The sequence below is a fragment of the Alteromonas sp. R7 genome, assembly GCF_055755235.1.
In genome coordinates this window covers 65,092-91,143 of record NZ_JBVTQX010000011.1, presented here as the reverse complement: position 1 = coordinate 91,143, position 26,052 = coordinate 65,092, and the positions used below count along the sequence as shown (strand labels likewise).

Annotated in this window: 21 protein-coding genes; 13 read left to right on the top strand and 8 right to left on the bottom strand. The window is 46.0% G+C overall.

Annotation, left to right across the window (positions count from 1 at the left end; translation table 11 throughout):
• Positions 1 to 62: 62 nt before the first annotated feature.
• The 5 genes from AC0J2X_RS16740 to AC0J2X_RS16720 all read right to left on the bottom strand — a co-directional run bounded on the left by AC0J2X_RS16740 (position 63) and on the right by AC0J2X_RS16720 (position 7,030).
• Complete coding sequence (locus AC0J2X_RS16740; protein ID WP_081334025.1) at positions 63 to 1,205, bottom strand: aldo/keto reductase; 1,143 nt, start codon at positions 1,203 to 1,205, stop codon at positions 63 to 65.
• Between the two features lie 323 nt (positions 1,206 to 1,528).
• Positions 1,529 to 2,635, bottom strand: coding sequence for a Gfo/Idh/MocA family protein (locus tag AC0J2X_RS16735; protein WP_069944917.1), 1,107 nt, complete (start codon positions 2,633 to 2,635; stop codon positions 1,529 to 1,531).
• Positions 2,636 to 2,666: 31 nt separating this feature from the next.
• Positions 2,667 to 3,872 (bottom strand): M24 family metallopeptidase, encoded by a 1,206-nt coding sequence (locus AC0J2X_RS16730; RefSeq protein ID WP_069944918.1) that lies wholly within the window; start codon positions 3,870 to 3,872, stop codon positions 2,667 to 2,669.
• Positions 3,873 to 4,057: 185 nt separating this feature from the next.
• Positions 4,058 to 5,176, bottom strand: a complete 1,119-nt coding sequence (locus AC0J2X_RS16725; RefSeq protein WP_014950659.1) for an adenosylhomocysteinase — start codon at positions 5,174 to 5,176, stop codon at positions 4,058 to 4,060.
• A 105-nt stretch (positions 5,177 to 5,281) separates the two neighbouring features.
• Positions 5,282 to 7,030 (bottom strand): sensor domain-containing diguanylate cyclase, encoded by a 1,749-nt coding sequence (locus AC0J2X_RS16720; protein ID WP_069944919.1) that lies wholly within the window; start codon positions 7,028 to 7,030, stop codon positions 5,282 to 5,284.
• 184 nt (positions 7,031 to 7,214) lie between these two features.
• Here AC0J2X_RS16720 and AC0J2X_RS16715 point away from each other — a divergent pair, with 184 nt between their 5' ends.
• Entirely contained in the window at positions 7,215 to 8,147 is a 933-nt protein-coding gene (locus AC0J2X_RS16715) for an AEC family transporter (protein ID WP_014950661.1), read from the top strand.
• Between the two features lie 144 nt (positions 8,148 to 8,291).
• On the opposite strand, the gene pedF is transcribed toward AC0J2X_RS16715, so the two are convergent.
• The 3 genes from pedF to AC0J2X_RS16700 all read right to left on the bottom strand — a co-directional run bounded on the left by pedF (position 8,292) and on the right by AC0J2X_RS16700 (position 12,081).
• Complete coding sequence (pedF, locus tag AC0J2X_RS16710) at positions 8,292 to 8,789, bottom strand: cytochrome c-550 PedF (RefSeq protein WP_069944920.1); 498 nt, start codon at positions 8,787 to 8,789, stop codon at positions 8,292 to 8,294.
• Positions 8,790 to 9,084: 295 nt separating this feature from the next.
• Complete coding sequence (locus AC0J2X_RS16705; RefSeq protein ID WP_014977357.1) at positions 9,085 to 10,872, bottom strand: PQQ-dependent methanol/ethanol family dehydrogenase; 1,788 nt, start codon at positions 10,870 to 10,872, stop codon at positions 9,085 to 9,087.
• Between the two features lie 300 nt (positions 10,873 to 11,172).
• On the bottom strand, positions 11,173 to 12,081 hold the full coding sequence (locus tag AC0J2X_RS16700) for a substrate-binding periplasmic protein (RefSeq protein WP_069944921.1): 909 nt from the start codon (positions 12,079 to 12,081) through the stop codon (positions 11,173 to 11,175).
• 184 nt (positions 12,082 to 12,265) lie between these two features.
• Between AC0J2X_RS16700 and AC0J2X_RS16695 the strand changes: the two genes are divergently transcribed.
• The 12 genes from AC0J2X_RS16695 (at position 12,266) to AC0J2X_RS16640 (ending at position 25,980) form a co-directional block, all read left to right on the top strand.
• Complete coding sequence (locus tag AC0J2X_RS16695) at positions 12,266 to 13,615, top strand: type 1 periplasmic-binding domain-containing protein (RefSeq protein ID WP_240491612.1); 1,350 nt, start codon at positions 12,266 to 12,268, stop codon at positions 13,613 to 13,615.
• Entirely contained in the window at positions 13,612 to 14,595 is a 984-nt protein-coding gene (locus tag AC0J2X_RS16690; protein WP_069944923.1) for a PQQ-dependent catabolism-associated beta-propeller protein, read from the top strand. Before AC0J2X_RS16695 ends, AC0J2X_RS16690 begins: the two co-directional genes overlap by 4 nt.
• Positions 14,586 to 15,308, top strand: a complete 723-nt coding sequence (locus AC0J2X_RS16685; protein WP_069944924.1) for an ATP-binding cassette domain-containing protein — start codon at positions 14,586 to 14,588, stop codon at positions 15,306 to 15,308. Before AC0J2X_RS16690 ends, AC0J2X_RS16685 begins: the two co-directional genes overlap by 10 nt.
• A complete protein-coding gene (locus AC0J2X_RS16680; protein WP_015068005.1) occupies positions 15,308 to 16,090 on the top strand; it encodes an ABC transporter permease in 783 nt (260 codons plus the stop codon). The genes AC0J2X_RS16685 and AC0J2X_RS16680 overlap by 1 nt, the downstream gene beginning before the upstream one ends.
• Entirely contained in the window at positions 16,087 to 17,946 is a 1,860-nt protein-coding gene (locus AC0J2X_RS16675) for a leucyl aminopeptidase (RefSeq protein ID WP_069944925.1), read from the top strand. The genes AC0J2X_RS16680 and AC0J2X_RS16675 overlap by 4 nt, the downstream gene beginning before the upstream one ends.
• 104 nt (positions 17,947 to 18,050) lie before the next feature.
• On the top strand, positions 18,051 to 18,122 hold the full coding sequence (gene pqqA, locus AC0J2X_RS16670; RefSeq protein ID WP_071953288.1) for a pyrroloquinoline quinone precursor peptide PqqA: 72 nt from the start codon (positions 18,051 to 18,053) through the stop codon (positions 18,120 to 18,122).
• Positions 18,123 to 18,194: 72 nt separating this feature from the next.
• Complete coding sequence (pqqB, locus tag AC0J2X_RS16665; protein WP_014950672.1) at positions 18,195 to 19,115, top strand: pyrroloquinoline quinone biosynthesis protein PqqB; 921 nt, start codon at positions 18,195 to 18,197, stop codon at positions 19,113 to 19,115.
• 2 nt (positions 19,116 to 19,117) lie between these two features.
• Positions 19,118 to 19,873 carry a pyrroloquinoline-quinone synthase PqqC gene (pqqC, locus tag AC0J2X_RS16660; RefSeq protein ID WP_069944926.1) on the top strand — a complete coding sequence of 252 codons (756 nt, stop codon included), beginning with the start codon at positions 19,118 to 19,120 and terminating at the stop codon, positions 19,871 to 19,873.
• Positions 19,873 to 20,262 (top strand): pyrroloquinoline quinone biosynthesis peptide chaperone PqqD, encoded by a 390-nt coding sequence (pqqD, locus tag AC0J2X_RS16655; protein WP_069944927.1) that lies wholly within the window; start codon positions 19,873 to 19,875, stop codon positions 20,260 to 20,262. The genes pqqC and pqqD overlap by 1 nt, the downstream gene beginning before the upstream one ends.
• A complete protein-coding gene (gene pqqE / locus AC0J2X_RS16650; RefSeq protein WP_069944928.1) occupies positions 20,252 to 21,412 on the top strand; it encodes a pyrroloquinoline quinone biosynthesis protein PqqE in 1,161 nt (386 codons plus the stop codon). Before pqqD ends, pqqE begins: the two co-directional genes overlap by 11 nt.
• Positions 21,413 to 21,486: 74 nt before the next feature.
• Positions 21,487 to 23,361, top strand: coding sequence for an insulinase family protein (locus AC0J2X_RS16645; RefSeq protein WP_069944929.1), 1,875 nt, complete (start codon positions 21,487 to 21,489; stop codon positions 23,359 to 23,361).
• Positions 23,362 to 23,481: 120 nt separating this feature from the next.
• Positions 23,482 to 25,980, top strand: coding sequence for a TonB-dependent receptor (locus tag AC0J2X_RS16640; RefSeq protein ID WP_069944930.1), 2,499 nt, complete (start codon positions 23,482 to 23,484; stop codon positions 25,978 to 25,980).
• Positions 25,981 to 26,052: the final 72 nt, after the last annotated feature.

The following is a 26,052-nucleotide window of genomic DNA, read 5'->3' as shown; positions in this document are numbered from 1 at the left end:
TGAGAGCGTCAGCTAATTAATTCGTTAAATACGCAAAGACTAATTAGTTTAATTCATGAATATCATTTATTTTCGAGAACAGAATCAGGATTTCGCACGCCGACTAGCGCTATAGCGTCTAGCTGGGTGCGAAATTCTGCTAATTCTTGTTGGCTAAATCTAACGTTCAATGCGCCCTGGTTTTCTCTTATATGATGTAATTTAGTGCTACCAGGGATTGGCACGATGAAGTCTCCCTGAGAAAGTACCCAAGCAAGTGAAAATTGAGCTGGCGTTAAGTTTCGTTCCGCTCCCCAGCTTCTCACTAGATCGAGGATTTTACGGTTATTAGCTAGTGCTTCAGGAGTAAAATAAGGCACTGACGATAGTCTTGATTCATCAGAAAATCGGCTGTATTCGTTAAACTTATCTGCCAAATAACCTCGGCACACAGCCCCCCAAGGAACAAAGCCAATGCCTAGCTCTTTGCAGGTGTCTAGTACCTGATTTTCCATCGCTCTTTCAATAATTGAATACTCGCTTTGCACGGCGCTTACAGGGAATTCCTTGTGAGCTTTACGGATCGTATCGGGCGATACCTCTGACAGCCCAAAGTGTCGGGCTTTCCCTTCTTTAACAAGTTCACTCACTGTGCCTGCAACGTCTTCAATGGGCACGTTTGGATCTGCTCTGTGAAGGTAGAGCAAATCGATACGATCAGTTTGCAGTCGGGATAACATCCCCTCCACAGCCTTTCTGATGGAGGCAGGCCTGGCGTCTCTTCCACTTCGCTGACTGTTGGAAAAATCAAAACCGAACTTACTGGCTAGGATCACGTTGTTTCTAATGGGCTTTAATGCTTCCCCCACCAAAGTTTCATTGGTAAAAGGGCCGTAAACTTCCGCTGTATCAAAAAAAGTAACGCCTTCATCGAAAGCGCCTCGAATTACAGGCTCCATTTCAGCAACGCTTCTCGGCGGGTTGTAGCTACCACTGCTCATGCTCATACACCCTAAACCTAATGGCGAAACTTCTAGCTCTCCAAGCTTTCGCGCTATGCGTTGATTAGCGCTTGAATGAACAGCCGATGGTGATTTAGCAATAGCGGACTCGTGAATTCCAGTGGCCATTCCTGCGCCAACCAGCGCAGATGCTTTAATGAAATAACGACGTCCCATAGCTGTAGCTGACTCGTCTTTTGCGTGTTGGTCTTTTTCAATCGACATAAAACCTTCCAAATTGAATTGCATAAACTAGGAAATAGAAAAATGGATGACATCAAACGCTTTTGGAGTTTTTTTGACTCAGATAGATAGCACGGTGCCTGTTGAAGGTAGGCTAATTTACTGGCGTAGAGCTGCGTCAAATGACTGTTTAACCCTACCGAGTCTTACAGGTACACACTATTGAAATTAATCGCTAAGAAAGATGAATTTTACTAATAAATGAGATGTTGAAGGTGTTGGTTGAGCTCACAAAGACTTGCTAGAAAACAGTCCTTGCGAGCTAAATGATGACGCTTTTCGCTCAGCAAAATCGGTTGGGGAAATTACTTCAAATATACGGTTTTACCGGTTTTGGCACTTTCTCTAGCCGCATCAAGAATTTCTACTACCACCATATTGTTTTCCAGCGCAGATAGGTCATAAGGTGATATAGAAATTTCCTCGTTGATGAGTGCTTTGAAATAGTGGAAAGGGTCGTTATATGGCGCAGCTCGTTCAGGCAGGGTAAGTGTTGTTTCTTCAAAGTCGTCGTACCCTTTCGCAATGCGCATTCGGTAGTTATGACGATTGTCGGCATATACTGCGCCTGTCTCACCGTAAATTTCCATATCCTTGCGCCCTATTGGCCAGTTCCAAGACCCTTGCACAATGGCATTGGCGTTTTCATAGCCTAGAATAATGATAGATTCGTCATCTACCTGAGGGTTGTTTTCTGCTTGAAGCTGTTGAGTGATTGCCGTTACGCTCTGCGGCTTTTTCCCTTCCATCAGCCAAGTCATAAGGTTTGCACCATAGCAACCGAAGTCGACAATCGCGCCGCCTCCGTTTTGCTTTGGATCAACAAGCCAGTCTAAAAACTCACTGTTAATGCCAAGTTTCGCTGGCCCCTTATGACCATCGCGTACTATGACTTTGCGAATGTCGCCAACTTCGTCATTCTTTATTGCTTCATACGCTTTGTGATTGGTGGGATACCACGTGGTTTCATAGTTGGTGAGTAGATGAATGTTGTGCTTTGTGGCGAGGGCTTCCATTTCCGATGCGTGTTCCATATTAATCGCAAGGGGCTTCTCAACCATAACGTGAACGCCGCGCGGCGCCGCCTTTTGCACGGCTTCTAAATGCTCGTAAATGGTACCAAACGCAGCGACCGCCTGAACGTCTTGTTCAGCGAACATGGCGTCCATCGAATCATACACTTTGTCCATGGAGTAGTTGTGCTGCGTGGCATAACGCTGAGCCAGATCTTTGTTTTGCTCAACAATGCCAACAATCTCAAATTGGCCTTGCTTTTCGCTTTCGAAAATCCAATGAACATGGGTGTGGGTTAACCCAACCACACCTATTTTTAGCTTATCCGAAGCGTGTGCACTGCCAAAAGACAACGCAACCAATAGCGCGCTTAAAAACCTGCCCACCGTTCTTCTCATCTTTATTCCTTTAAATGTTTTTTAGACGCTACTAAAGCGCGTCAATCGATTCGCTAGGCTCAGTAAACCACACAGGGCCATCTTCGGTCATATAAAAGTGATCTTCTAAGCGAATACCGAACTCGTTTGGTACTACGATCATAGGTTCGTTACTAAAACACATACCAGATGCTAGCGAGTGAGGATTGTCTTTCACCAAATAAGGCCATTCGTGAATATCCATACCGATGCCGTGCCCGGTTCGATGGGGCAAACCTGGTAAGTTATAGTCTGGTCCTAAGCCATCTTTAGCTAAGCTGTCTCGCGCGGCTTTATCAACATCGCCACAGGGAACACCAACTTTTGCAGCGTTAAATGCAGCAAGCTGCGCGCGCTTTTCGCTTTCCCATAATGCTCGTTGCTTATCGGTTGGCTCACCAAAACAATAGGTTCTCGTGATATCAGAGAGGTAGCCATGCACCTTACAGCCAGTATCAATCAATACTAAGTCGTTCTTCTTTAGTACTTGAGGGTCTTTAACGCCGTGGGGAAACGAGGTGGCTTTTCCAAAAAGTACAATGCAAAAATAGTTACCAGCGGCCCCCACTTTCTTATGTGCATCGTTAATAAATGCTTCAACTTCTGTCGTGGTAATACCTTCATAAAGCATACTGGCAGTCGCTTTGTGCACAGCTAGGGTCATGTCCATAGCGCGTTGAATAAGCGCGAGTTCACTTTCAGATTTGTGCATGCGACAGTGTGCTGTTACCTCTGCACCATTGATAATTTGCCAAGATTGGCCAAGCATCTTGTTCAAACCATCTACGATAAAAAACTGGGTCGACTCATCCACACCCAGTTTATCGCCTCCAGCGGTGTTCAGTTTTTCTAGCATAGCTATGACAAGCGCATATGGGCTCTCGTGCTCTTGCCAGCCAATTATGTCGCCTTCCACTAATTTGCGTTCGTTTAAAGAGTCGATTTCAAAGGTAGGAGCTAGATATACAAGGTCACCTTTTGCAGGCAAGAGCGCACCGACTAAACGCTCACTGGCGTACCACTGCATACCTGTAAAATACGCTAAGTTAGTACCAGCGTTTAAGTAGAGCGCACCAATGCCATTTTCCTGCATATAATGCTGCGCCTTGGCAATGCGGGCGTTGTATTCAGAGAGTTCTATGGGGCGAAGGTCGCCTGTCATGTTGACGAGGCTATCTAAAGCCTGTTGTGGTGTTTTTGTGCCTATTATTTTGCCCATTTTTTTCCCTACACTGGCGCAAGGCTGATTGTCTATTGAAGTGCTTATCAGCCCGCCTTAACTATGAATTTATTAAAACGGGCTCACTGTACAACATTCAATAGGAATGTCGAGATAAGCAGAGGTGGCTAGACCTTTTGTACTGCGTACTAAAAGATAAACACTCTCTTATGATTCGCAGCGCTTTAAAGCGCACTTTTCCACGCGGCTTCTGGCAACAAGTACAAGCCTTTTTCGCTTTTTGCACCTTCATTCACGATATAGCCGATGCCCGCAGCCATGACGGCCAAGGTTACGTCAAAGGCATTAATGCTGTCACCATAGCCCGCAGTTAAGTTAAACATAGAGCCATCAGCTAGAAGATACAGTGTTTTATCGCCCAGTTTATAGGCATTTACATAAGGCATTGGCTCACTGTGAGTAGCATTGTTTTTAAGGTAAGGCACATCAATTTCTTGGGCTACATGGCCTACGTTTAAAATAAACGTTCCGTCTTTCATGTTGTCTAGATGACTCGAATTCACCACGCCATACGCTCCAGTTGCAGTGGCAATAACATCAGCCTGGCTAGCCGCTTCATTTAAATCAACCACTGGCCAGCCGTCGTATTTCGCCTGAAGCGCTCTTGCTGGATCAAGTTCTGCTACTTGAACCTGTGCCCCGAACGCTTTAGCCGAGGCGGCAACGCCCTGCCCTACCAAACCATAACCAATAACAACCACTACTTTTTCGTGCAGAGTTAGATGAGTGGTTTGGAAGAAGGTTTGCCATGCGCTTAAACCCACCATGTGCCTGTTGTGAAGCCCTTCTTTTACTGGTAAATCATCCCAGTTAAATATTGGATAGTTTGGCGCCATACCATTTAAACGGTTAATGCCAGAGCCCGTTGCTTCTAACCCCGATACAATGCTCGGTACTGGTTTATTTGCTTTTATATTTTCGTGAAGTCGAGTTGTCAGATCAGCGCCCATTTCACACAAATGGGTAGGCTGCCACGCCAGCGCTTTATCGAATGACTCAGACCAGTCAGCCTCGCTCATATCACGCCATGCATGGGCCGTTGCGCCTTTATCAACAAGATAAGACACCACGTCATCTTGCACTGTAGTGGGGTTACACGTGGTAAGAAAAATGTCGCATCCTCGTGAAAGTAGCCCTTCAACCAAAGGCGCCATTTTCAAATCTAAATGCATGTTGCAAGCAAGTTTAACGTTCGACAGATCGGGAAGTGATGCAATGGCATTACGAGTGCGCGGCATATGAAGGCTAGCCCACGCCAACTCTGCTTGAAAATCTTGGTACATGAAAAGGATACTCTGAGAAAATGAAAAGCAGAATCATACGTGAGAATGCTGTATTTATAAATCAGCTAGATACTTTCCTGAATTTCTCCTCTCGGTTATTTTCTCTTATTCTGAATCTTCCTCCCAAACCACCACTTTGTTTCGACCTTTTGCTTTCGCTAGGTATAAGGCTTGGTCTGACTGTTTAATGAGAACATTGACATTCTCTTCGCCTGGCGAGGTTCCTGCCACACCTATACTTACTGTCACTCGTATGAATTTGTTAATGTCGTGGGTGAAAAGGTGTACGCGGAGATTCTCGGCAATTTGCTTGGCGTAATGCACCCGAGTATTGGGCAAAAATACCAAAAACTCTTCGCCGCCCCAGCGAAAGGTAATGTCAGAGCCTCTAACTTGCCCTTTAATTTCTTCAGCGACTTTTTTCAGCACCTTGTCACCCATGTCGTGACCATATTTATCGTTGATACCTTTAAACCAATCAATATCAATGAGCATAACCGACATGAACTTATTACTGCGCTTTCCCATCTCCCAAATAGGATAAACCAAGTCTTCAAAAGCTCGCCGATTATAAAGCGACGTAAGTGGATCGAGCCTTGCGTCACGCTCGGCGTTTCTGCGCGCTTGCTGTACTTGTTTGTAGTTAAATGCCAGTGAGATAGATAGTAAAGACATTTCCAACACCATGCCGATTTCAATGCCTCTAAATGCCCATTTCGAGTATGGAATAAGCCCCCATGTGGCTAGACTCGACACCATCGCACCGCCGGTTCCGCATAAAATGGCTGGAAGGAAAAATTTAGCTAATGTGTCGCCATTACGGTAGGCAAAAATTCCTATCAACAACATCCAAATCGCTATTGTTGTTAAAACGGCAAGCTGCGACATCACCGCGAAAGAGCGACTTCCAATCAACACAATGATGACAGCGAGTGCGCCCAATGCGCCATAGATATACTTCCTACACCGATAGAGCTTTGGTAGATAGAGTTGGGTATTAAGAAACTCGATGGTGAATCTTACCGCACTGAACAAATACAAAAACATTAGCGCGGGCAAAAGCCACTGTTGAAGGAATATCGATTCTGACCAAAGCCACCAGAAACCATGACCGGTATAAGTGAAGTTAAATAGCAAAAACGAGAGAAGGTATAAGGAATAAAGCAGGTAGCGCCGTTCTTTGAGATAGGAGTATAGAACCAAGTTGTAGACCAATAAAATAACGAGTGCGCCGTACAACGCGCCATAAAAATACGCATTTTCCGTTGTCTTGTTTTTAGCAACTACTGGTGGCCCTACGTATATGGGGATCGTCATAGGATCTTCAGAGGAAAATCTAAAAACCACCAGCGTTTCAGGCTGGGTAAATCGATAGAATACAGAAGGCATTCGCGCGTTTTCAAAGCGAGCACTATGCACCTGATTATCACCAAGTTTTACATGACGCTTTCTTTGACCGTTTTCGAAAAAATAGAGGTCGATATCGTCTAGCCACGCATTATCTATTTCTATTTTCAGAGGAAGAAAAGGTACGTTTATTGGGCTATTTTTAGCAATACGAGTAACAAGAACACCATATGTATCTAATTCAACAGCCAACACACCCCAAACCGTGTTACCAGTGAACCCATAACTAACGCGCCCATTAGTATTTTTTATCAGTGTATTCTGCTGATATTTAGTCAGGATGTCTTCAGCAGTAAGCTGACTACCTTCCTCGTAATACATCCACAGCTTGTCGTTAACTAACTGCATTTTATCTAAAGACGCAGTACTTTTAGCGTAAGCGTGAGAGAGCCCGCCCCACAAGCAATTAACTATTACAAAACCAATAAATAAAAGAAGTGCTTTCATACATCAATTCTTTTGAATAGGGGCTTTTAAACACAGGGCAAGCTTTTGTATCGGCAACCCTTTCTTATATAAATATTAAGTTACGCTTATCAAAACCGTTTGTGAATAGGTTAAATTCATCAATATTCTACAAATGCGTTTTTATGTTGTTTCGTTTCCACATGTAAAGGCTTACGTATCTTTTATGCTTAGTTTTATTACCAGCACGCTGATTCCTGTTTTGATCCTTCTGTTAATGGGATGGCTATTTTTTCGCATTAAATGGCTCAATGAAGGGTTTATAGAAGCTGGATCTAAACTGGTATTTAACGTTGCGCTCCCTGCGCTCTTATTTTTATCGATAGCACGAGCAGACTTTTCTAAAGCCGCCAACCTATCGCTGATAGGCGTTGGAGTTATGGGCACGCTCATTGTTTTTGCCGCTCTGATGATTACCTCTCATCTGACCGTACATCCGTACAAAGCCAGAGGTGTGGTTGTACAAGGCGGTTTCAGAGCCAATATGGGCATTATTGGCCTTGCTTATTGTGCCAATACCTATGGGCAAGAAGGGCTTGCTGTAGCCTCGGTCTATATGGGGTGTATTACTATATTGTTTAACGTATTGTCTGTCTTTGTTCTTAATTTTTATCAAGGCACGTCGCGTTCTTTGTTGGGTCAAGTTACTGGCATGGCGAAAAACCCGCTGATTCTTTCTATCGCGGCAGCGCTCCCCTTCTCTTACTTCGAATGGCAATTGCCCACCACCTTGATAAAAACCGGTGAATACTTTGCGCAGCTAACACTGCCACTTGCACTTATTTGTACCGGTGCTTCCCTACAGTTCCGCTCATTCTCCAGTGACTGGTTTAACATTGTGCTTAGCACAACCAGTAAATGCGTGGTTTATCCCACCATATTAGTCGCGTTTGCCTATGCTTTTGGATTTAGAGGAATGGAACTGGGCATTGTTCTTCTTCTCGCCATTTCACCTACTGCTGCAGCAAGCTATGTCATGGTTAGAAACTTAGGCGGTGATTATCGTTTGGCGGCAAGTATCATCGCAGTGAGCACATTGGCATCTCTGCCTATTACCGCCCTCGCCTTTGGAATATTAAGTAAACTACAGCTGGTGTGATGAAAATACGCCTTTGTTAAGCGCATTTTAAGTTTATAAACAGTGAAGAGTGAAGCTATTGATGTGTTGTTAGACGGTATTGGAAACGAAAAGCGCCGGGTAACTCGACGTTAACCCGGCGAAAAAGGCGTAACAGACGTCGCCCTAATCTGCTTCGATCTCACCCTCTTCAATGGCCACAACGCGACGTGCTTCAACGTAGGTTTTAATAGCCCACAGTGTCTCTTGGTCTAAGATAGGATCGGTTTGACCTTCAGGAATACCGCCAAGTGCAGGCATGCCTTTCGCCGAGCCAAAACGCAAGCGCTCAACGAACCATTCATCGTCTTCAAAACTTTCTGGGTCGAGTTCACGAAGGTCTGGGTTTATTCCACCAGACTGCGCGTGCAAGCCGTGACAACCTGCACAGTTATTTGCATAAGCTGACTCACCAAACTTGATGACCTTCGTTTTGGTTTCTTCATCAAGGCTTCGATATGGGTTTTCAAACACCCAGCCATTTTCAGACTCATCGCCATCAGTGATCGGCGGCATAGCTGAGCTATCTGCTCCTTGAGGGATAACATTTCCATGTGCAAGCACGTGGCCAGACAAGCCAGTTACCGCGAGTGCCGCAAACAACATCGATATTTTTGTTTTCATAATTCATACATCCTCAAAAGACTATGAATTAAGTATACGTACGAGGAAATAAGGGGTAACTCTACTTTGGTTTTGAAAGGCTCCTCCTTTGGTAGGAGGCCACAATGATAGCCACTGAAAGCGCAAGCTTCACAATTGCTGCTTCAACGTTGGTGCTAAAGTCAGAGTCGAAATAACGCCCATAAGAATGATGAAGACTTACCTTGCCAACAGGTAAATGAATAGGTGAAGAAAAAAAGGCCAGCGCACGTTAGCGCTGGCCATGCAATTATCACTGTTTAACGCTTGGATAATATTAGTTTTTTGCCACCTGCTGATAGCGCTTCGGCAATTTAAACGTCCACACGGTGCCGCCTTGGTTGAAGTGCTTCACGCGTTTAGCAACTTCACCGCCCCATAATGGCACTGCGCCACCCCATCCAGATAGTACAGAGATGTACTGCTCACCATCCATCTCCCATGTCACTGGAGAGCCAACAATACCTGAGCCAGTTTGGAACTTGTAAACCATTTCGCCAGTTTTGTCGTCAAAGGCCATAAGATAACCTTCAGGGTTACCGGTCCAAACCAAACCACCACCTGTAGTTAACACGCCGCCCCATAGTGGAGAGAAGTTGTTATAGCGCCAAACGGTTTTACCTGTTTTGGGGTCAATCGCTTTAAGTACGCCGATAAAGTCCTCATTCACTGATTTAATGGTGAAACCAGCACCTAGGTACGCTGCACCTTTCTTGTAAGAGGTAGGCTCGTTCCAGATATCCATTTCCCATTCGTTTGAAGGCACATAGAAGAGTTCAGTATCCTTTGAATAGGCCATTGGCATCCAGTTTTTACCACCTAAGAACGCAGGGCGAGCGACAACCTGTGCACCTTGTTTACCATCAGCTGATTGCGCTGGGCTTCCTGGGCGATTTTCTTCAATGTAGATAGGTCGACCTTTTTCATCCAGTCCCTTTGCCCAGTTTAATTTATCAACAAACGGGAAGCCGCGAATGAAGTCACCGTTTTCTCGGTTAAGGACGTAGAAAAAGCCGTTTCTGTCGGCGGTTGCCGCCGCTTTCACAGTCTTGCCGTTTTCCTGGTAATCAAACGAGATAAGCTCGTTTACGCCATCAAAGTCCCAGCCATCGTGTGGTGTGGTTTGGAAGTGCCACACAATTTTTCCTGTATTAGGGTCGATAGCTAAGCGCGACGACGAGAAGTAGTTATCGCCCGGACGTAGGTGAGAGTTCCACGGTGCAGGGTTACCCGTACCGAAAAATAGCAAGCCTGTATCTGAGTCGTAAGTACCACCTAGCCACGTTGCTGCACCACCGGTTTTCCATAAATCAGCAGGCCATGTTTTACCTGGCGCGCCACCTGAAATACCATTTTCGGTTTTCTTACCGTCTTTCCATAAGTACCCCATGTGCCCTTCAACGGTAGGTCTAACCCATAGCTGTTTGCCAGACTTCGCGTCGTAAGCATACACTTTACCGACGATACCGAATTCACCACCGGAAATCCCTGTAATGACTTTTCCGTCAACTACAATAGGCGCTGCAGTAATGGCGTAGCCCGCTCGATAGTCTTCAACCTTTTTCTTCCAAACGGTTTTGCCCGTGTCTTTATCCAGTGCTACTAACTTGGCATCCAAGGTGCCAAATATGACCAGATTGTCGTAAAGCGCAACGCCACGGTTTATCACGTCACAGCAAGGCATAATGCCGTCGGGCAAACGCGCCTCATACTGCCATAGCTCTTCACCAGTTCTCGCATCGATGGCCCACACACGAGAGTAAGATCCGGTTACATACATCACACCATCTTTTACAAGAGGTTGCGATTCTTGCCCCCGCTGCTTTTCACCACCTAATGAAAACGCCCACACAGGACGTACTTCTTCTACTGTATCGCGGTTAATGGCGGTGAGCGGGCTGTAGCGCTGAGCTTTCAAGCCCATTCCATACGTCACTACGTCGTCAGTGGTAACGTGGTCATTTTGAATATCTTTGTCGGTGACAACAGCATGGACAGGAGTTAACGCACTTGCACAAACCAGCATAGATAGGGCAAGTTTTTTAATTGGCATATTATTATTCATAACGGTTCCTAGTTGCATGTAGGCCATAAATGGTCTGTTTCAGACTATTCGTTAGGATTAGCATAGCTAGGGGGGATGTCGATGCCTATGCAACAGCGGAGTGATTTGACTCCTCCTTTAGGAGGAGGAATGAAGGGCTATTTTCCCTTTTGTTTAACACCTTTACGCTTTCACGTCTTTTTAAACTAATGCGTGACTGATAACGGCGCTAGAGGTGAGAAGGCAATTGGCCATAGAGTTATTGCCTAATGTACTATCGCTCTGAACGCTATTGGTCACATGCTTTTATACTGAATTATCTTATTCTGAACTTTCATTCCCCGCAAAATAAGGCGGCATCTCGTAAATAGTTTTGTATTTCTCAAATAACCGTTGCATATCACCCTCTACCACCATTCGCGTAATTACATCACCAATTTCATAGCCTAGTGCGCGATAATTAGTATGAACAGCAAGTCCTATGTCCCACTTTTGCTTTCCGATGAGCGGAAACGCGTTGCTTGCAAGGCGATATTGCTCATTATCAACAAACTGACTGAGGTAGGATATTTGCGAGCGCAATCCCATTACCGCTTCGACGGTTCCTGCTTTCATTGCGTCAATCGCTTCTGCGTTTGAACCATAGTGCGATGTTTTTTCTCGCAATCGGCCGCCAAACGCTGACGTTAAGTAAAAGTGGGGAATGCTGTCTATTTCCGCACCAATCGTGTGATACTGAAACATGCCCATGGTTTCCACTTCGGGCAAGGTGTGCGTGTTGTGAATGATTTGCCAGCTTTCACGCTGATAGGGGGCAAACATATGAACGAGCTCATTAACCAACAAGCCCACGTCGTCACGTTTTTGAGAAAAGCTTGGGTCGTAAGGCGCGCGCATCATCACATCGGCCTTAATGCGGTGAATTATATGGCCCTTCCATAGGTAATTTCTGAAATCGTCCTCTGTCGTTTCACCAGGTGTCATCCATATCAGTTCTAGCTCAACACCAAGGGCGCTCGCGATTTCACGGGCGATATCAATATCAATACCTGTGGGGCTGTCGTTTTCAATAAATGAAAATGGAGGATAGTCGGTGTACACCGCAATTCTAATTAAACCGCTGTCTTTAATATCGTCTAACGATCTTGCTTCTCCGAACGCAGAAAGCGCAGAACCCGTTATCAGGCAGAGTAAAATGAAAATAACTCGAAAAGGTTTAACTAACTGCACAGCTTACCCACTTATTCAATCGAACTTCTTAAGCATACTAAGGGGTTAGCGTGATTTTACTAATGCTACTTTAGCGCCATAGCATTCCTCCTTTAGGAGGATGTTCTTCGGGAAAATTGCCATATACCCTTATGTCAGACAAACAGATATCAGCAAAAGCATGCAGCTAAGCTCGGGGTGGTATATGGCAAAGGGTGTAAAAAGCACGGTTGAAAGACGATTAACCGGTAAGCGCTATCAAAAGTGTGTAGCGTCACTTTTTTGCTGCGTTCTGTTGTCGTTTTTAAACAGCGCGCTCGCGTTTAATGAAGCGCAATCTTCACGGGCTCAACAAGCTGCACCACAGACCTCTCTTGCCACTATTCCGGTCATTTATATAAAAGTTGCGGGCACATCTCCACCAGGCACACCAGGCTATTTAAAGTCCCCCAGCAATGAGGGCACAGCTGGCGCAAGTGTGGCGATAAAGGATGCCAATATCACGGGAAAATTTCTTGGTTATCAGTTTAAGTTAACTGAAATCAGTGTGCCTTCTATCGGCGAACTGCAAGCTTCTTTAGCTAAAACACGCCAGCACTCTGGTTCAGGTGCTAAAGCAAATCACATAGAAATAAGTAGTAATCAACAAGGCAACATTGCGCCTGTTGTACTACTGGATATGCAAAGCAGTGATAAGGTAAAGGTTGCCTCAATTGAGCCGTTGATTACCACTATTCAAAGCACGCTTCCTAATGCCGTATTTTTTAACGTAGCTAATAGCGATGATTTACTTAGACAAAATTCATGTCGCCTGCCCTTGTTTCATACAATCCCCAGTTATCAAATGAAAGCCGACGCACTAGCCCAGTGGTTTCGCACTAAGCGTATTGACAAGATATTTGCAGTTTACGGAAAAACCGCTGACGATGCTGGATACCTAGCCGCGTTCAAACGCAGCGCTAAAAAATTCAAGCTTTCACTTGTTGAAACTAAACAGTGGCAGGACAGTTTTGATTTACGCAGGGCTGCCTTTGCTGAAATTCCTCAATTTACGCGAACAAGAGAAACTTATCAGGCTGTTTTTACCGCCGATAGCGCGGCGCAATTCGCGTATAGCCTACCCTTTAACACCTATCATCTCGTACCTGTGGTAGGCGCTGCCGGCCTAAAAGCACTAGGTTGGCATTTTACCCACGAACAATGGGGCGCCCGTCAGCTTCAAAGCCGTTTTGATGACGGGTTTGACAGACACATGAATGAAATCGACTTCGCCGCGTATCTTGCGGTAACGGCGGTGGCAAATGCTGCGCAGCAAGGAAGCAATTTAAAGCAGCAGGGAATACTTAAAACCTTGCTTAGCGACCACTATACGCTGGGTGCCTATAAAGGTCGCCCTCTTTCTATTCGCCCCTACACCCACCAATTTCGTCAGCCTATTGCGCTGGCCCACGAAGACGCACTGGTGACTCATGCGCCCCTTGAAGGCTTTCTGCACCAAACCAACGAACTGGACACATTAGGCGCAACACACACTACCTGTAAGGACAAGTTATGAGCTATCGCTTTGCACTCTTGCTTGGCAGTTTAATGGCAGCCTTTGCCATAGCACTTCCTCAAGCCTTTGCACTTCCTCAAGCGTATGTCACTAACGAAAAAGACAACACGCTATCTGTCATTGATATGACGACATTTGATGTGGTTGAAACTATCGAGGTTGGAGAGCGACCCCGAGGGTTTATTTTAAGTGCAGACCAGTCCCACGCGTATATCTGTGCCTCTGATGCTGATCGCATTCAAATTATGGATTTGTCTACCCATTCCATAGTGGGCGATCTTCCCTCAGGTGCAGATCCTGAAACCATAGCATTACATCCTAACGGCACCACTATTTACACAGCTAATGAAGACGATGCCCTTCTTACTGTTATCGACATTCCAACGGCTCAGGTCATTTCTCAGATAGATGTGGGCGTAGAGCCTGAGGGGCTGGCAGTGAGTCACGACGGCAGCATGATGGTAGTCACATCAGAAACCACTAACATGGTGCACTGGATAGATACCCAAACGCACGAAAATATTGCGAATAGCTTGGTTGATGCAAGACCCAGAGATGCTCACTTTACCAGAGATGACAAGTACCTTTGGGTAAGCTCGGAAATAGGTGGCACCGTCAGTATTTTCGATACTGCTACAAAGCAAAAAGTGAAGACCCTTTCCTTTGCCATTAAAGGCGTTTATCGCGACAAGGTTCAGCCAGTGGGTATTGTGCTTATGAAAGATAAGCCCTACGCCTTCGTGGCGCTTGGCCCAGCGAATCGCATAGCGGTCATCAATACCGATACCTTTGAAGTGGAAGACTACATTTTGGTTGGGCGACGAGTGTGGCAATTAGCGTTTAACCAAGATCAGTCTTTATTGCTGACCACTAACGGTGTAAGCGGTGATGTTTCTGTCATCAATACCCACACGTTAAACGTAGAGCATACGGTAAAAGTGGGGCGTTACCCTTGGGGCGTGGCGGTTAAATGGAAATAGCGGTTCAAGCGGTTTCACATCAGTACGGCGGCCACCACGCGCTGGACAATATAGACCTTTGCCTAAAACCTGGCTTAACCATGCTGCTTGGGCCAAATGGCGCAGGCAAAAGTACCTTATTTGCGCTTATTACGGGCCTTCAAAAACTCACGCAAGGCAATATTACCTTTGATGGTGCTACCCTGTCTCAATCTCGCACAAGTATTATGGCGAAAATGGGCGTGGTATTTCAGCAAAGTACCTTAGATATCGACTTATCAGTAAAACAAAATTTGTCCTACTTTGCTTCGCTCCACGGCATAAGTACCGCTAGCGCGCTATCTCATATTCAAGGCCTGCTCGACGAGCTCGATCTTACGAGTAAGCTCAACACAAAAATTCGCAACTTAAATGGCGGGCACAGACGTCGGGTCGAATTAGCTCGCTGCCTTATTCACAAGCCATCCTTGCTGCTATTAGACGAGCCTACCGTTGGCTTAGATATAGAATCCCGTCATCTTATTTTGCGGGTAGTACAAGCACTCGCTCATTCCCAAAACGTAAGTGTACTATGGGCCACGCATTTATTTGAAGAAGTGAAGCACAACAACAACTTGATAGTCTTATCAAAAGGACGAGTGTTAGCCCACGACCAATGTGAAGCGTTGTTAGCCAAGTATCATCAACAAGATATTGAGCACCTTTGGCAGCATTTGATGCAGGAAGGCTCCTGATGTATTGGCGCTGTTTTGTGGGCGTACTTACCCGAGAGATGCTGAAGTTCTGGCAGCAACGTACACGCCTGTTAAGTGCATTGGTGCGGCCGCTGCTTTGGCTATTTGTTTTTGCCGCAGGGTTTCGTTCGGCCCTGGGCCTTTCAATGACCGAGCCTTACGAGAGTTATATTTTGTACGAAGAGTACATTGTACCTGGGCTTGCCGCCATGATTGTGCTTTTTAATAGTATGCAAAGTTCATTGTCCATGGTGTACGACAGAGAAATGGGCAGCATGAAAGTACTGCTGTTAAGCCCGGTTCCCCGCCCTTTTCTGCTAGGCAGCAAGCTTATAGCCAACACCTTGGTAAGCGCTATTCAGGTGTACATCTTCTTTGCCTTTGCGCTTTTACTGGATGTACGCCTATCTGCGTTGGGATACGTTTATGCGTTGCCTGTTATTGCACTACTGTCATTGTTTTTAGGTTCGTTAGGATTGTTACTGGCAAACTATATTAAGCAGCTAGAGAACTTTGCCGGGGTCATGAACTTTGTCATTTTCCCATTGTTCTTTCTATCAAGCGCCCTATACCCGCTTTGGAAAATGCGTGAGGCCAGCGAATGGCTGTATCAGATTTGCGCCTTTAACCCCTTTAGTAGCGGCGTAGAATTACTGCGATTTGCGCTCTATGAAAAACTCGAACACAACGCGCTAGCCGTTGTACTTTGTCTTACGGCTATCACTTTTATTTTCGCTGTGAGAAGCTTTCGCCCCAAAGCCTCAAAAGGGCGCTTCTCGTGATAAAAGCAAACCTAATCTGGGCTAATGAAAGCAATAAAGTTCAAACGTTAGACGATAGTGACTGCTTACTTATTTTAACTATGCCCGAGTTATTAGCGAGCCAACTATTTCACTTTTCAACACCCGCTAAGACATACATTGAGCAGATTTTTGACGATGAAGGTTTTGCAGGAAATAAAGGCCAATGTGTATTAGTACAAGGCCTTAAGGCGTTTAAAACAAGTTACATCCCAGACACTGAAAACAGCGGAAAAAACAAAATTAGCCAACAATTAGCTGAAGTAAAACGGGTGCTGTTTTATGGTGTCGATTTTGCGCTTTTTGAAGCGTCAGATGCACCCAACGTCTCTAGCCGTGCCTCGACTTTATCTAAAACTAATGACCCCTCCATGGTTAACCGCTCAAGCTACGTTAGCGATTCAAACTCCGCGTTTTATTCGAAAAGCACTAGTGACTTGAAGCAAACTAACGCGCCAGCATTTCGCTACTTAGAACAGCAGTTCGATGCATTGTTTAAAAAGCTTAAAAGCGTGTCGGTAACCTTGGAAAAACTGTCGTTTATGGCGCTTTCTACCACTGAAACAGCAAGCAATGACCCTGTTAACACCATTGCAAGCCACCCACAGTTTCTGAGTGCGCTACTTAGAAGCTATTTCAAGCATGGCTATCACTTTATGGGCTATAAAACGAATAATCGTTCGGTTTCTAGCAGTCGAGCCCGCGATGGCAACAACAACGCAAATAGTGTTGAAAAAAATGCCGCAACTAATGAAGCAATTAACCAAGCAATTGATATTAGGGGCACGCTGTCTCTTGCACTAGATGCCAAGCATTTTAATAACGCGCAAAAGCGTCTCGTTTCACACACTATCCGCTATGTATCAGCCCTTAATGCTGCGATGACGTGGGCTAAAGATCTCGCCCATATGCCAGCCAACTTATGTACGCCAGATTATCTGGCCGAACAAGCTCAGCATCTGGCGCAAACCTTTAATACGGTGTCTTGCGATATCCTCAATGAAAGTGCGCTAAAGCAGTTAGGCATGAACGGGTATTTAGCGGTAAATGCAGGTTCACAGTTTGCTGCCACCATGCCTATTCTTCGCTATACAGCCAAAGGTTTAGAGAATTCACCGCCAGTAGTGTTAATTGGCAAAGGTGTAACCTTTGACAGTGGCGGCATAACGTTAAAACGCAGCCCTGATATGCGCCATATGATTTACGACATGGCAGGCGCTGGCTGTGTATTGGGCGTCATTCAGGCGGTTGCCACACTGGGGTTAAATATAAATATTGTTGGTATTGTGGCGAGCGCTGATAATGCGATTGATGGCAAAGCCTATCGCCCGGGTGACATCATTACTATGCACTCAGGAAAAACCGTGGAAATCATGAGCACCGATGCAGAAGGGCGTATGCTTATGGCCGATGCAATCAGCTACGCGAAACAGTTCTCCCCCTCGGTTATTATTGATATTGCAACCTTAACCGGCGCGGCCATTAGCGCACTGGGGCACAAAGCCACTGCACTTTTTAGCAACGCTCCAGCGCTTGAAAGTGCGTTAGTTGAAGCGGGTGAACTGGCTAACGACAGGTGCTGGCCTTTCCCACTTTGGCCAGAATATCAAGACGCCATTACCTCTCAGCACGCGGATATGATGAATGCGGGTATAAACTCTCCCGGTGCTATTTCGGCAGGCTGCTTTCTCTCTCGCTTTGCTGACGGCACGCCGTGGGCTCACCTCGATGTAGCAGGAACCGCTTTTACCTACACCAAATCGTTATCGGCAACCGGCCGCCCTATTCCTTTGCTGTTATCTTACTTAAGCAGTTGCGCAGTCAAAAATAATCAATAAATCATCAAAATTCATGACAGTTCTCCTCCCTTAGGAGGATATCTGTTAACACATATTCAACATATACTCAGTCATGCGTTTAATCATAAAGAAGAGGAACAATTATGTGGACTAAACCCCAATACACAGAAATGCGCCTTGGTTTTGAAGTAACTCTTTACATCAATAACCGCTAGGCAACGCCCTCTGGGATGATGAACAAAAAGGCTGCCGATGCAGCCTTTTTTTACTTGTAGTATGGAGTTGTTATGCACGTATTGATTCTTGGTGCTGCCGCCGGGGGTGGATTTCCGCAATGGAACTGCCACTGCCCCAATTGTAAGGGTTTACGCGAAGGTAAAATAAAGGCGAAAGGTAGAACACAGTCGAGCATTGCTGTCAGTAGCGATGGTAAAAATTGGGTTCTCATTAATGCCTCCCCCGATTTAAGGGAGCAGATAAATAGCCATCCGCAGCTGTGGCCCGACGCCCATGTGTCTCGCGGCACACGCATAAGCGCAATTGTGCTTACCGACAGTCAAATAGACCATACTACAGGCCTGCTAACATTGCGCGAAGGCTTACCCCTTCCCGTTTATTGTACCGATGTTGTGGCCGAAGACCTAACCACCAGCTTCCCGCTTTTTACCGTATTAAAACACTGGCACGGCGGACTACAACAGCATTCAATTAATACCGATTATCATCAACGCTTTGTACCAAAGGGGGCAGAAGGCCTGACTTTCCAACCGGTGGTATTAGAGTCTAATGCGCCCCCTTACTCGACGTATCGCGACAACATTGTGCCGGGCAACAATATCGGCCTGAAGATAACTGACGACACCACGGGCAACGTGCTTTTTTACGCGCCGGGATGTATGCAGGCAAACGACACAGTAAAACAGGTGATGCGCGAATCTCACTGCGTGCTATTTGACGGTACGCTGTGGGCCAATGAAGAAATGATAGATCACGGCTTTAGCAACAAGCTGGGCACAGATATGGGACACATGCCGGTTAATGGAAAGGGCGGAGCCATTGCGCTGCTAAATGAATTTAACGTTGAGCGTAAAGTGCTTATTCATATCAACAACACAAATCGCGTGCTTGACGAAGACTCCAGTGCTTATCACAGCCTGTGCGAGCAAGGCATTGAATTGGCTTACGACGGTATGGAAATTGAGGTGTAGTAATGACAGAACACGCATGGTCTAGACAAGAATTCGAACAAAAACTGAGAGAAAAAGGCGCTTACTACCATATTCATCACCCGTTTCATAAACGCATGAATGAAGGACACTGCAGCGTTGATGAGATTCAGGGTTGGGTGGCCAACCGACTGTATTATCAAATGGCGATACCGGTTAAAGATGCGGCAATTTTAGCGAATTGCGAAGATCAATCGGTACGCAGAACTTGGATCCAACGAATTATCGATCACGATGGACGGGAAGGTGAAGACGGACTGGGCGGCATAGAAGCCTGGTTGCGGTTAGGCGAAGCGGTAGGCTTGAACCGCAGTGAATTACTTGATGAAACCCACCTGTTACCAGCGGTTAAGTTTGCAGTAAATGCCTATGTGAATTTTGCCCGCCGCGCGTCGTGGAAAGAGGCGGCCTGCTCATCGTTAACTGAAATGTTCGCCCCTGAAATACATCAAAGCCGATTAGATACCTGGCCTAGGCACTATACATGGATTGATAGTGAAGGCTTTACCTACTTTCAAATGCGGTTAAGTCAGGCGCGCCGTGATGTAGAGCATGGTCTGCAGATTACCCTTGATCACTTTGTTACCCGACAACAGCAAGAACATGCGCTCAATATACTGCAGTTCAAAATTGATATTTTGTGGAGCATTGCTGATGCCATTTGCTTTGCCTATGAATATAAGAGAAAGCCGTTTGATGGTATTGCCGATCAGCGGGTGTGCCATAAAGGGAGGTTTTAATGATGTCGAATTTACAATCGCAAACCGAACACCACTTAGATGCTGATAGCGTCGGTGCTGATAACGTGGAAGATAACATTGAAAATAGCAGCAGTCACAACAACGAGGGCGGCCGCACAAGAGACAAAACAGCTTCTTTAAATCCGCTTTTTCGCATGCAGTACGAGAAAGCTCAGGGCTGTTATGTGTTGTTGTTTCCCGAAGGAATGATCAAACTTAATCCTTCTGCGGCAGAAATTCTTAAGCGTGTGGATGGCAGCAATACAGAAAATGCCATTTGTGCTGAACTTCGCCAGGCGTTCCCTGATGCACCCGATGATTTAGAAGAAGATGTTCATGCATTTCTGGTCCATGCCGAGCAAAAGAAGTGGATCCGCTATGACGAATAATACAGACGTTGATTTACAAACCGACGTACCAAATACCATAACGCCTCCGCTGTGGCTCCTAGCCGAAATTACTTATCAGTGCCCATTGCATTGCCCCTATTGCTCAAACCCAGTAAATATGGAAGAAACATTTAATGAGCTCTCTACTGAGCATTGGGAGCGTGTACTGCGTGAAGCGCGGGAAATGGGCGCCGTGCAATTGGGCTTTTCTGGCGGAGAGCCATTGCTTCGAAAAGACTTAGAGCACTTAGTCGCTTATGCGCGGGCTTTGGGTTTTTACACCAACTTGATCACCTCTGGCATTGGCATGACAGAAAAACGTATTGCCAAACTCAAAGAAGCCGGCCTTGACCACATTCAGCTGAGCTTTCAGGCAGCCAATGCTGAAGTCAACGACTTAATAGGCAACAAGCGTCACTCATTTGAACAAAAACTTAAAATTGCGAAGCTGGTAAAACAATACAACTACCCTATGGTGCTTAACTTCTGTATTACCGCGCAGAACATTCACGAAATAGAAGACGTGATGGCGCTCAGCGAGCAGCTGAACGCTGATTTTGTCGAGTTAGCTACCGTACAGTATTACGGCTGGGCCTATGAAAATAGAGACCATTTGCTGCCTACGTCACAGCAGCTACAGGAAGCTGAGGCCGCAGTGAACCGCTACCGCGCGCAGCAAGACGGTAAAGGCCCAGCCTTCATATTTGTGTCGCCCGACTACTATGAATCTCGCCCTAAGGCGTGCATGAATGGCTGGGGCACAACGTTTTTAACCGTAACGCCAGATGGCAGTGCCCTTCCGTGTCACAGTGCAAAGATATTGCCCCTTCGTTTTCCTAATGTGAAAGAACGCTCGTTGCACGATATTTGGCACCAAGACTTTAGCTTTAATCATTTCCGTGGCGATAGTTGGATGCCGTCGCCCTGTAGGGACTGCGATGAAAAAGACAAAGACTTTGGCGGCTGCCGATGTCAGGCCTACCTGCTAACAGGTGATATGTATAAGACGGATCCGGTTTGCAGCAAGTCGCCCGATCACCATTTAATGAAAGGCATTACCGATAAAGCAGGTACTGCACCGTCGAAGGCACTACAGTATCGAAAGGTGGAAAAGCCGATTCCCATCTTGGAAGTAAGTGCTACGAGGTAAGTACTAGGATGTAAATGGGCTGCAATAAGTACGAAACAAAAAGAGATACCGTTAACCCGTAATGATAAAAGTGTATGTCTGAATTTCATTTCATTGATGCCGGCTCTGGGTCAAAAGTGCATAGCGTTGTTTTTGCGCTAAAAACCCCTGCAGCAGGCCACACTGGGTTGTCTCATTTAGCTGAGCACATGAGCTTTCGACGCTCTCACCCATACCCTGCTGCCCACGAGCTTTTTACGGCCAATACACTTCTGCCTGTTACTATTAACGCTACCACACTCGCCGAGTACACCTTCTTTTTCGCTTCATCTGAAAAAGCGAACGTGCTGCTTGATGCTGTAAATTACCTGTACTGTGGCCTGCTTAACCGGGATTACGGTACCGATGAGGTTATCTTAGAGCGTGACGGGGTTATTTTTAACGAGCTCGCCATGCTAGAGACAAACAGCGACTATGCATTAAACGCCGCTATTCGATTAACCGATACCAATAAAAATGCCTATCAACACGCGGGTGGTTTTACACAAACCATAGGCAGCAACAGCATTCAAGCGCTTCAAGACTACAAACGCCAGTGGTATCAGCCAAGCAATATCACCACGCTGGTTTATAGTAATTCAGCCCACTTTTTTGAGCAGTGCAAGGAGGTTGTTACAGCCGTGAGCGAAGAAATAGCCCTGAGCGCGCAAACAGCCCTGAGCGCAATGAAAGCGCAGAGCGTGGAAACAGCCTTGAGCGCTGAAAAAACCTTGAGCGCAATGAAAGCGCAGAGCGTGGAAACAGCCTTGAGCGCTGAAAAAACCTTGAGCGAAGAATCAACACTGAACAGAAACGCCTCTCTGAGTCAGCACGCATCTCAACGTGAACACTCACATTTAGACAAAGAAGCCTCTCTTGATGCGCAAACGACAAAAGGCGAAAACGAATCAATAAGACATGTATTAACCTGGTGGTTTCCTCAGTGCTTTTTAAATGGTTTACTACAGCAAGAAGCAACACTTAGCACCGTAGCAGGCCTTAAAAATACTTTATTTATCGACCCCGAAATCAATCAACAAGGCAATTTTGCAATTCGCCTCGTCACAAACGAAGCGATGAAGGAAGTAGCTAGCGAGCTTTCGATAGAAGCACTTCCAAAGCTTTCACAAAATCTAACACACAAGCTCGTGAGCGATGATTATGATAAAAGGCTGCGACAACTAAAACATGTGGTATCCGCGTGTCTTGCCTCATTTGATATTAGACCTTCAAAGCCAATGCCAGACACTGATAAACACGCAGATGGTGTGGGGGCGGCTATTCGCTATTTTGCGCAACTAACAGATGCGTTGGATTCGAACAAGTGTACCGCCAAAGATTGTGCCACCAAAAGCGCTTATTTGGCGAGTGCTAATAAGGTATCGCTCTCCTATTTGCGGCCTCTACCTTCACCTGAAAAGTCAATCGCTCGCGAGCGGATTAGAAAGGCACGTAAGGGATTTTCCGCGCAAGCCAGCGCTTCCAATAGCGACCAGTCACTTTTAGTGCCGCGTCTTACCTCTAAATACCGACATTTTATTGCGTTAGAGCACTTGCCTGCACTTCCACGTTTATTGCAGCCACTCGCCAACAATACCACCAATTTGAAACGCTTTAACGCTGAACACATTGCTTTGCATTTAACGCCGTTTTCCACTCCATCGCCCTCAATAACTCTAGAGTCGGCTTCTCTAAATTCTGCTTCTGGTTATTTGGCCTCGCACTGGGTGTATCGCATCGCGTTCTATCAACAGTCAAGACTACAAGCGGTACTGGCACACCACCTTTTCTGGCAACCAAGAACCTCGGGGGAATGCTACGCACTGGGCGCTGCAACCTATGAAAATAACCTTTTTCTATTTGGTGCCAGCGACACAAATATCACAGAGCGTGAAAACTGGTGTCATAAGGTTTTATCGATTCTCTCGTAGGGAATTCGGGAAAAAACACTGCTACCAATTTATGATACTTCCCCCCACTTAAGGAGGATATTTTTAGGGAATGGTTAAGGCAATACTGAAAGTATAAATAATAACGAAGCAGTCAAGACCATGCCTACGCGAATTTCTACTAAAAGCTCTAGCCAAAACGTTGCACAATCCCCAACACATCAACTTGCCCGTTCACCATTTGCTCTTGCGATTATTGCAAGCGCTGTAACCTATGCGTTTAGCTCTGCTGCAGAAGCTAACGATGCAATGGACCACTACGAGGTTATAGAGGTACAGGGAGCGACACCGCTTAGCGCCAACAGCAATAACTCTGCTGTATTTGGTAACGTTCAGACACTCACTCAAGACGATATTGAAGGGAGCGTCAACCGTTCACTACCGGAGCTACTCAAAACTCAACTGGCAAGCGTGAACCTAAACGATGTTCAAAACAATCCGTTTCAACCCGATCTGCAATACCGCGGGTTTACTGCCTCTCCGCTGCTTGGTCTACCTCAGGGCATTTCGGTGTACTTAAACGGCGGTCGGGTTAATGAAGCGTTTGGCGATACTGTGCATTGGGACCTAATGCCTCTAGATGCTATAGATACCGTTTCTTTGTACTCTGGTTCAAACCCTCTGTTTGGCCAAAACACGCTAGGCGGCGCCCTTGCGCTAAGAACGAAAACAGGGTTTAGCTTCAACGCCAACGAAATAGATTTACAGGCTGGACAATTCGGCCAGAAAGCCGCGTCTGTGGAATCAGGTGGTCATAACGATCACTGGGCGTATTACGTGAACCTGAATCATTATGAGGAAGATGGCTGGCGTGACTATTCGCCATCTGAAGTGCAGCAAGTATTTACATCGCTTGCCTATAAAAGTGACAAAATGCATCTCGACATGAACCTCTTTATGGCCGATAACGAGTTACTCGGAAATGGTGCGTCGCCTATTGAACTGCTGGATATTGAAGGAAGAGAAGCGGTCTACACCCACCCCGATCAGACCAACAACGAACTTACGCACGTTAATATAACCGGTGATTTCGTTTTAACTGACACCTTATCTTTAACCGCCAATATGTTTTATCGCGACACACAAACTCAATCAATCAACGGCGATGACAGTGATTTTGGTGCCTGCCAGTTCGCTGATGGACGCGTAACACTGTGTGAATTTGAAGATGATGACGACGATGATGATGATGATGCTCCGCTTGATAGTGATGATGATGGCGACGACGATGATGACGATGATTTGCCTGTTGTAGGCGAAGGCGACGATATAGAAGCGGTTGAATTCATTGGCTTTGATGACGACACCGCGCTTGCCGAAATATCAGATGTGGACGCAGATGAACTTGATGGAACATACAATACGGGCCGGACAGACGCCAAAGCTACTGGGTTATCTTTTCAGCTAGCAAAACAATATGCCTTAAGCGGCTTCAGTTCAGAGTTAATTGTTGGTGCCAGCTACACCAAAGGAGATGTTAACTACGCCGCTGATACTACATTTGGTATTTTGGAAAACGAATCTGCACAAGACTCACGCACCGTTTTACCCATCGACGGGCTCATGGCACAAGAAGCCAGGGTTAGATTAGATGTAGACACCACCGCATGGTCGCTATTTTTCATGAATAGTACACAGCTCTCTTCAGCCGTATCACTCAATCTTGGTGGACGTTTTAACCGAGACCATATTGTTATGGAAGACCTGATTGATGACGGTGAAGGTTCATTGGACGGCAATCACCGTTTTACCCAATTTAACCCAGCGGTAGGTGTAGACATTACTATTGATGAGCAAAGCCAGTTGAATCTTGCAATCAGCCAGTCTTCAAGAACGCCAAGCCCAGCAGAGTTAAGCTGTGCAGATGAAGACGACCCGTGCCGCTTACCGAACGGTTTTGTGGCCGATCCTCCTCTTGATCAGGTGGTCACCCAAACTATTGAAGCGAACTACACCACACGCATTGATAACATCGACCTGATGCTAAATGTTTTTCACAGTAGAAGTAAGGACGACATTATCTTCCAACAAGCAGGCTCTGTTGCCTCTCGCGGATACTTTATTAACGTTGATGAAACCCAGCGTCAGGGCGTTGAATTCAGCGTAGGCTCAACGTGGGAAAAACTAACCTACCGGTTAAACTACAACTATCTTAACGCAACCTATGAATCGACATTCACGTCGTTTAGCCCCTTTAACCCTCAGGGTCCAGACAGACTCGTAACACCAGGTGACAAAATTCCAGGCCAGCCAGAGCATTTAGTCAAGCTCTACGCAGATTACGCCTTAACGGATAAAGCGCGTTTAGGCGCAGAAGTTATTTCAGCATCTAGTCAGTACTTTAGGGGCGATGAGGCTAACGAAAACGAAAAGATTGACGGATACGTTATTGCAAACATTTATGCATCGTACCGGTTCAACGACACATTTACCGCATCGCTACGTGTGAATAATGTGTTCGACAAAGACTATGAAACCTTTGGCACGTATGGCGAGGCTGATGAGGTATTAGAAGACATTTATCCCGACGTAGAAGGTGCAGAGTTCGTGGGCCCCGCACAACCGCGAATGGTCAGTGTAAATCTAAAAGCGAGATTCTAATCAGATAGCAGTTGTTACCACACGCGCTTTTATCCACACAAAAGCTGAACAAAAATCAAAAAAACGCGACTT

Excerpts from the sequence above, each read along its gene's own strand:
- AC0J2X_RS16740 (WP_081334025.1), bottom strand. The coding sequence starts at position 1,205 with ATGTCGATTGAAAAAGACCAACACGCAAAAGACGAGTCAGCTACAGCT.
- AC0J2X_RS16735 (WP_069944917.1), bottom strand. The coding sequence starts at position 2,635 with ATGAGAAGAACGGTGGGCAGGTTTTTAAGCGCGCTATTGGTTGCGTTG.
- AC0J2X_RS16730 (WP_069944918.1), bottom strand. The coding sequence starts at position 3,872 with ATGGGCAAAATAATAGGCACAAAAACACCACAACAGGCTTTAGATAGC.
- AC0J2X_RS16725 (WP_014950659.1), bottom strand. The coding sequence starts at position 5,176 with ATGTACCAAGATTTTCAAGCAGAGTTGGCGTGGGCTAGCCTTCATATG.
- AC0J2X_RS16720 (WP_069944919.1), bottom strand. The coding sequence starts at position 7,030 with ATGAAAGCACTTCTTTTATTTATTGGTTTTGTAATAGTTAATTGCTTG.
- AC0J2X_RS16715 (WP_014950661.1), top strand. The coding sequence starts at position 7,215 with ATGCTTAGTTTTATTACCAGCACGCTGATTCCTGTTTTGATCCTTCTG.
- pedF (WP_069944920.1), bottom strand. The coding sequence starts at position 8,789 with ATGAAAACAAAAATATCGATGTTGTTTGCGGCACTCGCGGTAACTGGC.
- AC0J2X_RS16705 (WP_014977357.1), bottom strand. The coding sequence starts at position 10,872 with ATGAATAATAATATGCCAATTAAAAAACTTGCCCTATCTATGCTGGTT.
- AC0J2X_RS16695 (WP_240491612.1), top strand. The coding sequence starts at position 12,266 with ATGGCAAAGGGTGTAAAAAGCACGGTTGAAAGACGATTAACCGGTAAG.
- AC0J2X_RS16690 (WP_069944923.1), top strand. The coding sequence starts at position 13,612 with ATGAGCTATCGCTTTGCACTCTTGCTTGGCAGTTTAATGGCAGCCTTT.
- AC0J2X_RS16685 (WP_069944924.1), top strand. The coding sequence starts at position 14,586 with ATGGAAATAGCGGTTCAAGCGGTTTCACATCAGTACGGCGGCCACCAC.
- AC0J2X_RS16680 (WP_015068005.1), top strand. The coding sequence starts at position 15,308 with ATGTATTGGCGCTGTTTTGTGGGCGTACTTACCCGAGAGATGCTGAAG.
- pqqB (WP_014950672.1), top strand. The coding sequence starts at position 18,195 with ATGCACGTATTGATTCTTGGTGCTGCCGCCGGGGGTGGATTTCCGCAA.
- pqqC (WP_069944926.1), top strand. The coding sequence starts at position 19,118 with ATGACAGAACACGCATGGTCTAGACAAGAATTCGAACAAAAACTGAGA.
- pqqD (WP_069944927.1), top strand. The coding sequence starts at position 19,873 with ATGATGTCGAATTTACAATCGCAAACCGAACACCACTTAGATGCTGAT.
- pqqE (WP_069944928.1), top strand. The coding sequence starts at position 20,252 with ATGACGAATAATACAGACGTTGATTTACAAACCGACGTACCAAATACC.
- AC0J2X_RS16645 (WP_069944929.1), top strand. The coding sequence starts at position 21,487 with ATGTCTGAATTTCATTTCATTGATGCCGGCTCTGGGTCAAAAGTGCAT.
- AC0J2X_RS16640 (WP_069944930.1), top strand. The coding sequence starts at position 23,482 with ATGCCTACGCGAATTTCTACTAAAAGCTCTAGCCAAAACGTTGCACAA.